Below are 1,852 nucleotides of genomic sequence, written 5' to 3' on the forward strand. Positions count from 1 at the left end.
GGGGCTGACTAAAAAGGTCAGATTTCAACAAAAATTAAAAATATATAGCTCGCCACGGTGGGCTATATATTTTTAGTAATATTCATATTCATTAGCCGCTATTGCAATTTGAGACAGGCTATAGGATGGAAAGGTTTTTTTTTAGGCTTTAGGGTTACTTAGGAAGCTTTTCTTTGTCTTTGAATAGATATTTTCCGAATATTATGCGCAATGGCGACCAGATTAATTTCAGTTTGCACTTTTTCAAGCCCCCTCAGATGGAAGCGACGGAACCCCATATTATGTTTAATATCTCCAAAACAAGTTTCAATCTCTATACCTCTTTGCCTTTTTAATTCACCCCCTTTTTCTGTCCCCAGATTTTCCCGAGCCTGCTGCTTATAATTTTCAAGCTTTTCATTAATCTGGATACTACGATACTGTTGTTTTGTTGCCTTGCAGCATTGTGTATAAAATGGGCAGCCACTACAATCTGCGCAACTATATTCTTTGATCACTGATTGATATCCGGTGCGTTTATGATTTTGTTTGTGCTTGTGGCGGAACAGCAAACGATTACCAGCTGGACATTGATAGCTATCGGTTAAAACATCATAGGGGAAATTCTCTTTCAAAAAGGCATTTTTCTGGAAAGATCTGGTTTGTTCTTTGTGATAGAGAGGGAACTTCATATAGTTCTCTATTTCATGTTGGGCCAGTAGTTCATAATTCTGTTCAGTGCCGAAAATACTGTCTGCAATAATGTTTTCGGGCTTAAATGGTTGTTGGGGAAGAACCTGTTCAAGATGATCTTTAAAACATATTCCATCATTAGTATTCTGATGAACACTTATTCCTGTAATGAACTGTTGTTCGCTTCCTGCCATTACATTGTAAGCAGGAAGTATTTCTACCTTATTTTTCATCTTCATAGCACTGGCATCTTTATCCGTTCTGTTGTATCCACTCCGTTTGCCCGCATTGATAATCTGCGATTCATACTTTTCTATCTTGCTATCAGCTTCATATAGTTTCTTTTTCAAGGTGGCGGCCTTGCGTTTGGCCCGTTTGTCAGTAACTTTTTTTAGGTGTTTATTCAGTCGTTCTATCTGTGCCTTGATAGCCTCTTTAGTTACTGCAGTGCTTGCGCCGGTCTCTGCCAAATCATCCTTGCCACACTGATGGTCTTCTTCAATATTAAGCTGATCTATTGCCTTGAACAGATCATTACATTTCTGCTCCGTTGTTGCCTTATAACGTTCAGCATTCTTCTTCCAAACCATTTTATGTTGGTTTGCGTCTGCACGGAATGTACTGCCATCGCAAAAATAATTTTCCATTTTAATATAGCTTTGTGCCATCAGAAACTCCAGCATCTCTTTAAACAATACCTCGATCACTTCTTTAGCCTTACTACTACGAAAATTGTTAATTGTGCGAAAGTCCGGGTGACTCATCCCACTCAACCACATAAAATGAATATCCTGGTTCAGCGCCTGTGCAATTTTGCGCCCCGTATAAATTTTAACACTATAAGCATATAAAAGTACCTTCAAAAGCATTCGGGGATGGTAAGCTGTGGCGCCTCCTCCTAAATATAAATTCATCAGATCGGTAAGATCCATGGCCTCTACCACCTCATTCACCACCCGAACCAGGTGCTTTTCTCCTATTAACTCATCCAGCGACGGGGGAAGTAATAAACCTTGTTGGGGACTATATGATTTAAATTTCCGGGAAGTACCTATTTTTGCCATAGTAGTTTTTGTGTGGTAACTTAAATTACTACTCGGCCCTCTTTCTGCAAAGAAAAGGGCCGATCTTTTTGAGATCAGCCCTAATTTCTTCGATCCTGACCTTTTTGGTCAGCCTC

The 1,852-nt window shown here is 39.5% G+C and carries 1 protein-coding gene; it reads right to left on the minus strand.

The window, feature by feature from the left end; all coding sequences use genetic code 11:
• Window positions 1–158: 158 nt before the first annotated feature.
• Window positions 159–1,736, minus strand: coding sequence for an IS1182 family transposase (locus CLV42_RS33585; protein ID WP_106606323.1), 1,578 nt, complete (start codon window positions 1,734–1,736; stop codon window positions 159–161).
• Between the last annotated feature and the right edge of the window lie 116 nt (window positions 1,737–1,852).

This window comes from Chitinophaga ginsengisoli (genome assembly GCF_003014595.1).
In the GTDB taxonomy this organism is placed as follows: Bacteria; Bacteroidota; Bacteroidia; order Chitinophagales; family Chitinophagaceae; genus Chitinophaga; species Chitinophaga ginsengisoli.

Excerpts from the sequence above, each read along its gene's own strand:
- CLV42_RS33585 (WP_106606323.1), bottom strand. The coding sequence starts at position 1,736 with ATGGCAAAAATAGGTACTTCCCGGAAATTTAAATCATATAGTCCCCAA.